Genomic DNA, 8930 nt, shown 5'->3' on the forward strand with positions numbered 1-8930 from the left:
AAATCAATATTTTAAAAAAATAAGCAATAAAAAGGAGAACAAATGAGCCAGCCAATTGTTTTCATGTTTTCCGGAGAAAACCGCTTCCGGAGAGAGAGACGTACCGGCTTAGATTAACGCCGACGATTTTCTTTGATCATCCGACGATTCATGAATTTGCCGTTCATTTAATCAGTGAATATGAGGATGAATTCGCCGGACGGTTTGCGGTTAATACAAAAACGGTTCAATCGTCAAAACCGGTAAAAGAGACTCAAAAAACACGCCCGGCCGTTAAGCGCCGCCGCACTCTGCCTGAGACACTTCCGCAGACAGTACAGCGGGGTCAGAAGGCGGAGCCGATTGCAATCGTAGGCATCAGCGGAATTTTTCCGATGGCTGAAGACATTGATGCTTACTGGCAAAACCTGAAGGAAGGCAAAGACTGCATGACCGAGATTCCGAAAGACCGCTGGGACTGGCGGGACTATTACGGGGATCCCGCAAAGGAAGTTAATAAAACAAATGTCAACCAAGGCGGATTTATTGACGGAATTGCTGAATTTGATCCGTTATTTTTCGGGATTTCACCCCGGGAAGCGGAGCAAATGGACCCTCAGCAGCGTCTCCTGCTGACGTACGCATGGAAAGCGATTGAAGATGCCGGATACGCGTCAAAGAGTCTCTCAGGCACAAAAACAGGTGTGTTTATCGGGACTGGAAATACCGGCTACGGTTCTCTATTAGCCAATGCCGATGCGACGATTGAAGGGTCATCCGCGGCGAATACAAGTCCGTCTGTCGGACCGAACCGTGTCAGCTATACGCTCAATCTGCACGGGCCGAGCGAACCGATTGATACGGCCTGCTCAAGCTCGCTCGTTGCCATTCACCATGCCGTTTCTTCAATAGAAGAAGGGACGTGCGACATGGCTTTAGCCGGAGGAATCAATACGATTGTTCTTCCGGATGTGTATATCAGCTTTGATAAAGCGGGCGCGCTGAGCAAAGAAGGACGATGCAAAACGTTCTCCGATCAAGCTGACGGTTTTGCCCATGGTGAAGGGGCCGGACTCTTTTTCCTGAAAAAACTGTCAGCGGCAGAGGCCGATGGAGACCATATTTACGGCGTCATTAAAGGAAGCGCAGTGAATCATGGCGGCCGTGCGGCATCTTTGACAACGCCTAACCCGAAACAACAGGCGGAAGTCATTAAAGCCGCATACAAAAAAGCGGGCATTGATCCTAAAACAGTCTCTTATGTCGAAGCTCACGGCACCGGAACAGAACTTGGAGATCCCGTTGAAATTAACGGCCTGAAACAAGCGTTCAGCTCGTTTGCAGACGGAAAAGAGAAAGCGTCCGGCTATTGCGGCTTAGGCTCAGTCAAAACAAATATCGGCCATTTATCCCTTGCCGCGGGAGCAGCGGGCATCATTAAAATTTTGCTGCAGATGAAGCATCGAACATTAGTCAAAAGTCTTCACTGTGAGACGGTAAATCCGTACATTCAGCTTGAAGACAGCCCGTTTTATCTGGTGCGGGAAACGATGGAATGGAAGACGCAGACGGACGAACGAGGAAACGAGCAGCCGCGCCGCGCGGGCATCAGCTCATTCGGCATCGGCGGGGTAAATGCCCACGTCGTCATCGAAGAATACATTCCGCAAGAAAGAGCGGAAGCAGATCATTCTCACATCGATCCATGCCTTTTCGTTCTATCCGCCAAAAATGAAAAACGCCTGAAAGAACAAGCCGAACAGCTGAAACGTGTGCTTTCAGAAAAGCGGTTCGGTCAATCCGGCCTTGTTTCTATGGCTTATACCCTCCAAATCGGAAGGGACGCCATGGAAGAACGCCTGGCGGTTATTGCCGGATCCGCTGAAGAACTGCAGGAAAAACTGTCGCAGTTTGTCAATGGAGATAAGAACGCGGACTTGTACAGAGGAAGAATAGACAAAGGCACGCTGCAAATGCTGACGGAAGATGAAGAAATTCAAGAAGCCGTTGAAAAATGGATGGCACGCGGCAAATACGCGAAGCTGCTCGAATTATGGGTGAAAGGGCTGAACGTCGATTGGGCGAAGCTGTACGGAGACCGGCCGCCTAAACGCATAAGCCTGCCGACATATCCGTTTGCAAAAGACCGCTATTGGGCGGCAAAACGCATCGGAAAGCACGAAAGAACAAGCGCTGTTTCTGCCGGAACGCAGGACGTGCTTCATCCGCTTCTGCACAGAAATACATCAAACCTTGCCGAACAGCGATTCACTTCAACCTATACCGGAGAAGAATTTTACCTTGCGGACCATGTTGTACAAGGCGTGCCGATCTTACCGGGAGTGGCGCATCTTGAAATGGCGCGCGCTGCAATGGAACAGGCATCTGAAGTGCCGACCGGACAGGGAAGCGTCAAGCTTAAGAATACGGTTTGGGTGCGGCCGATCACCATTGAAGACGAGCCGATCCATGTCAATATCCGTCTCGTTCCTGATACTGCAAATGACGTTCACTTTGACATTTACAGCGGCCTTGAAACAGATCAGCCGACCGTTTACAGCCAAGGTGCAGTATCAGTCCGTCCTGACGCAGAGGCTCCGGTTATTGATCTGCAAAAGCTGAAATCACGATCCGCCGAGACACCGTTTTCTGCAGACGAAGTGTACGATATGTACCGCAAAATCGGTTTTGATTACGGCCCGGCTTTCCGGGGTGTCAAAGCGATTTATACAGGGGATGATTTCGTATTGGGCCGACTGTCGCTTGATCCGGCTTGTGCGGACACGGTACGGCAGTATGTCATGCATCCGGGCTTAATGGACTCTGCATTGCAGGCATCAAGCATATTGACCGGAACAAATGATGAAAAACTGATGCTTCCGTTTGCGGTTCAGGAGCTCGAAGTATTCAGCGCGTGCACTGCCGGGATGTGGGTATACGCCAGACTTTCTGAAGACCATAAAGCCGGACAGGTGGAAAAACGCGATCTTGATATTTGTGATGAAAACGGCAAGGTTTGCGTAAGGCTGAAAGGTTTGTCGTTCAGAACGGCTGAAAAAGAACCTGAGAAAAAAGAAGAAGCCCCGGAAACGCTTATGCTTGAGCCCGTATGGACCCAAAGCACTGAAACTGCCGCTCAAACGGAACCTGTTTTTGCCCGGCATATCGTGATGCTTTGTGACACAGAACCCGGATTGAAACAAGCCGTTGAAACTGCGGGAGCCGAATGCATTGAAATGACCTCCCCGCATGAGAAACCGGCAGCGCGCTTCCGTGATTATACCGGGCGGATATTGGAGACGCTGCAAAAACTGCTGAAGGAAGAAACGGAAGGAGACGTACTCATCCAGGCGGTTCTTTCTAAAACAGGTAAGCATCAGCTGCTCTCAGGGATTTCAGGTCTGTTAAAAACAGCCGGCCTGGAACATAAAAGGCTGAAAACCCAGCTGATTGAAATAGAGCCGGCAGAAAACGGCAGAATCACAGACATCATCAGAGAAAATAAAACATGTGCTGATGACGGCCATATCAAATATGAAAACGGCATTCGATACAGGGCTGATGTCAAAGAAACGGCTGTGTCCGGCAGTAAAATACGCACTCCTTGGAACGACGGAGGCATTTACCTTATTACCGGAGGAGCCGGGGGCCTTGGCTTTATTTTCGCGAAAGAAATCGCCCGTAACGTCAAAGAGCCGACACTGGTTCTGACCGGCCGTTCCCCATTAAGCGCGAATCAGAGGCAGCAGCTCCAATCGCTTGAATCACTCGGAGCGACAGCGGAATACAAACAGGCTGACGTGACAAACGCTCAAACTGCGGCGGATCTGGTCAAAACAATTGAGACGGAATATGGCGGACTTCACGGCATCATTCACAGCGCTGGTGTGATGAAGGATCAGTATATCGCGAAGAAAACAACTGAAGAGTTTCACAGTGTATTAGCGCCTAAAACCGATGGATTTGTCAACCTTGATGAAGCAACCGAGCATTTAGCGCTGGACTTTTTCATCGTTTTCTCCTCCATCTCCGGCGTCACGGGGAATGCGGGACAGGCGGATTATGCTGCGGCAAACGCGTTTATGGACAGCTATGCGGCATACCGCAACGCGCTGGTTAAGGCAATGTACCGCCATGGGCATACATTGTCAATCAATTGGCCGCTTTGGAAAGACGGCGGAATGCAAGTCAATGAAGAAATGGCGAAGCTCACCGAAAAAAGAACCGGCGTGGCGCCGATGCGCACTGAAACCGGAATAGAAGCGCTTTACAAAGCATGGAGCACGGGGAAAACAAGTGTGCTCGTCATGGAAGGAAATCTCGCCGTTATGCGGGAAAAACTGCTTCAAAAGACGCCAATAGCCGCTTTTTCACCGGTTAAAAAAACGGAGGAAACGCCTGCGCCGAAAGACTTGACGGCAAAACTTCAGGAATTGCTGGCAAAAGAGGTTTCCGGACTTCTGAAAATAAATATTGAAGAAATAGATATCGATTTGGAGTTCAATCAATACGGATTTGATTCCATTACGCTGACGGAATTTGCCAACAAACTGAATGACTCTTACCAGCTTGATTTGACACCGACCGTGTTTTTTGAATATGCGACGATTCAAGCCTTGGCTCATCATTTAGCAGAAGACTATCAAACACAATTTACCGGCAGCACACAGCCGAAAAAAGAAGAAAACCAAAGCCGAGTAACAGATGACGGCGGCATCAGGCTGACAGGGAACAAACGCTTTGCAAAAACTGCCGTACAGCCTGTTCAGACAGCGGTTGAACATAAACCGGAACCGATCGCTATCGTAGGTATGAGCGGAGTGTTTCCGAAGGCCGCAAATATTGATGAGTATTGGAGTAACTTGGAAGAGGGAACAGATTGCATAACAGAGGTGCCGGCGGACCGCTGGGACTGGCGGGAGTATTACGGTGACCCGCTTTATGAAGCCAACAAAACAAATGTAAAGTGGGGCGGATTTATTGACGGAGTTGCGGATTTTGATCCGCTGTTCTTCGGAATTTCACCGCTGGAAGCCGAACAGATGGATCCGCAGCAGCGCCTGTTAATGATGTATGCGTGGAAAGCGATAGAAGATGCGGGATATTCCGCTAAAAGCCTTTCCGGCACGAGAACGGGCCTTTACATCGGCACTGGGAATACCGGATACGGCTCACTATTTTCAGACTTGGATATCGGCGGTGCGTCAGCCGCAAATATGAGCCCGTCAGCGGGGCCGAACCGTGTCAGCTATATGCTCAATCTGCACGGGCCGAGTGAACCGATCGACACGGCTTGCTCCAGCTCACTGGTCGCGATTCATCACGCCGTATGCGCCATTGAAAACGGGAACTGCGATATGGCGATCGCCGGCGGCGTGAATACCGTCGTCACCCCGCAAGGCCACATTGCTTATGACAAAGCCGGCGCGCTGAGCAAAGAAGGGAAATGTAAAACGTTCTCCGACCGGGCGGACGGATTTGCCGTCAGTGAAGGTGCCGGAATTCTTTTCCTGAAAAAGCTGTCAGAAGCAGAAAAAGCGGGCGATCATATCTACGGCGTCATCAAAGGCAGCGCGGTTAATCACGGCGGACGCGCGAACTCCTTGACGACACCGAACCCGAAAGCCCAAGCCGAAGTCGTCAGAACGGCTTATGACAAAGCAGGTATTGATCCGAGAACAGTCACTTATATTGAAGCGCACGGAACCGGGACGGAGCTTGGCGATCCGGTCGAAATCAACGGCCTGAAATCCGCCTTTCAAAAGCTGTACGAAAAAACCGGCGATCCCGCCGTTTACGCGAGTCATTGCGGATTGGGTTCGGCCAAAACCAATATCGGACACCTATCGCTGGCAGCAGGTGTCGCGGGTGTGATCAAAGTGCTGATGCAGATGAAGCATAAAACACTCGCAAAAAGCCTCCACAGCGAGGTCATCAACCCGTATATCAAACTGAAGGACAGTCCGTTTTACATCGTACAGGAAAAAAGAGAATGGACGGCATTGAAAGACGAAAACGGCAATTACCTGCCGCGCCGCGCGGGAATCAGTTCTTTCGGCATCGGCGGCGTAAACGCCCATGTTGTCATTGAAGAATATATCCCGAGGGAAGAAAGAAAAACCGTCATTGTCAAACATCCTCAAATCTTTGTGCTGTCGGCCAAAGAAGAAGAACGTCTGCAAGAACAGGCGCAACAGCTGGCACAAGCTCCTTTTACGGACGAGGATCTTGCCGATATTGCTTACACGCTTCAGCAGGGACGTGATGCCATGGAAGAAAGAGCGGCCATCATCGCTTCCTCGGCCGAAGAGCTGCGGGACAAGCTGAATAGCTGTGCAAAAGGACATTATGACGCGGCGGGTATTTATAAAGGCAAAGCGGGTAAAACCGCGCTGAACGCCGTTGCCGCAGGCGGAAACGGCGAATCGGATATCGAAGAGCTGATCAGCCGCCGAGAGAATGACAAGCTTGCGGAATTATGGGTGCAGGGCAGTGATATCAAATGGGACGGCCTATATGCTGATATCAAGCCCCGTCGAATGAGCCTCCCTACTTATCCGTTTGCGAAAGAGCGGTATTGGATCACGGACAACCGGCCAAAAGCAGAGAAACCGCAAGCCGTGGCGACGGCCCGGGTGCTGCATCCGCTTCTTCACGAAAACGTATCGGATTTAACAGAGCAGCGTTTCCGCTCCGAATTTACGGGGCAAGAGACGATTTTCACCGATCATCTGATTAAAGGCAAACCGGTCATGCCGGGTGTCGCTTACTTGGAAATGGCCCGGGCGGCAGTTACTCAGGCAGTCAAAGGACAAAAGGAACGTCCGTCTGCCATCCGCCTGAAAAACATCGTCTGGGTTCGTCCGATTGAAGCGGGGAGCCGTCCGATTGAAGCGCAGATCAGCCTCGTTCCGAGGGAAAACGGTGAAATCGTATATGACATTTACACGGCTTCAAAAACAGAAGCAAGCGGCAGGCAGATACACTGTCAGGGGGCTGCCGGCATTCTCAGCGACGGGAAGGCTCCGCAGCGTAATATAGGCGCACTGAAAGCTCAATGCGGCCACAACATGCTGACTTCTGAGCAGTGTTACGGCTTATTCAGCAAAATCGGCATTGATTACGGTCCCGGACAGCAAGGAATTAAGCAGATTCACATCGGAAACAATCAAGCATTGGCTGAGCTCCGTCTGCCTTCCTTCCTCGAAGAAACGGCAGATCAATATGTTCTTCACCCATGCATGCTTGATTCAGCTTTGCAAGCGACAATCGGACTGAAACTGCACGCTGATGATAACCAGCTGTCATTGCCGTTCGCTCTTGAGGAACTGGACATTTTCAGTCCATGCACAACAAGTATGTGGGCGTATGTCAGCTCCCGGGGAACGGATGAAAAAATTCAGCGGCTGGACATTGATTTATGCGATGAGGACGGCAGGGTCTGTGTCAGGATTAAAGGGATTTCTTCCAGAATGATGGAAGGCCCTGCGCCGGAAACATCATTAAATGGAGCAAACCTTCTGGCTCCGGTATGGGATCTAGCGGAATTCCGCGGCCAGAGCCCTGCATGTGAGACGGAAGAGGTTGTCTTTATCGCGGGGGATGAGGAGAGCGCGGCTTTTCAAATGCATCATCCTGCTGCAAAAAGGCTCCATATCACTCCGGAGGATGAAATAGAGGCTGTTGCGGCAGAAATGAAAGCCAGAGGGCCATTCGGCCATATCGTATGGATCGCCCCTTTTCACACCGCCAGTGACATGGTGAAAGCCCAGGATGCGGGCGTCATCCAGATGTACAGAGTGATCAAGGCAATGCTTGCTTTAGGATATGGAGGCAAGCGGATCAGCCTGACCGCAGTCACAATAAAAACACAGTCCGTACAGCCGGACGACACTATTGATCCGGCTCATGCAGGCATTCACGGTTTGGTCGGCTCGCTTGCAAAAGAGTATCCAAGCTGGCAAACAAGGCTGATTGATGCCGGAAGCCCGGAAGATGTTTCAAAGGCGGAGCTGTTCTCAGCGCCGTTTGATGAGCAAGGCAATACATGGGCGTACCGGAACAATCATTGGTACAAACAGCGTCTCATTCCTGTGCAGCAGCCGGTGTCAAACCGGCCTGCTTACAAAAAAGGCGGCGTCTATGTCGTGATCGGCGGCGCCGGCGGCATCGGCGAGGCTTGGAGCGAATATGCCGTGAAAACGTATCAGGCACGCGTCGTTTGGATCGGCAGACGAAAACATAACAGCGCTATCCGGGAAAAAATCGACAGACTCAGCCAATTCGGGCCGACGCCAATTTATATTGAAGCAGACGCGGCAAATCCGGATGAGCTCACATGTGCGTATGAAACGATCAAACGCACGCACCCGCATATTAACGGAATCATCCATTCCGCAATCGTTTTAGAGGATCAGGGTCTGGCAAATATGCCGGAAAGCCGTTTTAAAAGTGTGCTCGCTGCAAAAGTCAATGTCAGCGTGAATATGGCCCGCGTTTTCCGAAATGAGCCGCTGGACTTTGCTTTGTTCTTCTCGTCTGTTCAATCATTTGCACGCGCGGCCGGACAAAGCAATTATGCGGCCGGATGCAGCTTCAAAGATGCCTTTGCCGCTCATTTGGCTCAAGTGTGTCCGTATTCGGCGGCGGTGATGAATTGGAGCTACTGGGGCAGCGTCGGAATTGTATCATCTGCTGAATATCAAGAACGGATGAAACAGGCGGGAGTCGGATCGATTGAAGCGCCGGAAGCGATGGCGGCGCTTGAGCGGTTGCTCGGCGGCCCATTGAATCAATTCGTCATGATGAAACAGGCGGAAGAGCCTGTGGAAAAACCGGAAGAAATGATAGAAGTATACCCTGAACATCACGGCTCGGCGATGCAAAAACTGCGAAGCTATCAGCCTAAAGTAACAAGACATGTACAACAATTGAGTTAAGGAGGGGACGGC

The 8930-nt window shown here is 50.9% G+C and carries 1 pseudogene; it reads left to right on the forward strand.

Going from position 1 to position 8930, the window contains the following annotated elements:
* Positions 1 to 95: 95 nt before the first annotated feature.
* Positions 96 to 8918, forward strand: a pseudogene (locus ACW5MY_RS09210) (SDR family NAD(P)-dependent oxidoreductase); the annotation flags it as partial.
* Between the last annotated feature and the right edge of the window lie 12 nt (positions 8919 to 8930).

This window comes from Bacillus sp. Bwzl_19 (assembly GCF_054900515.1).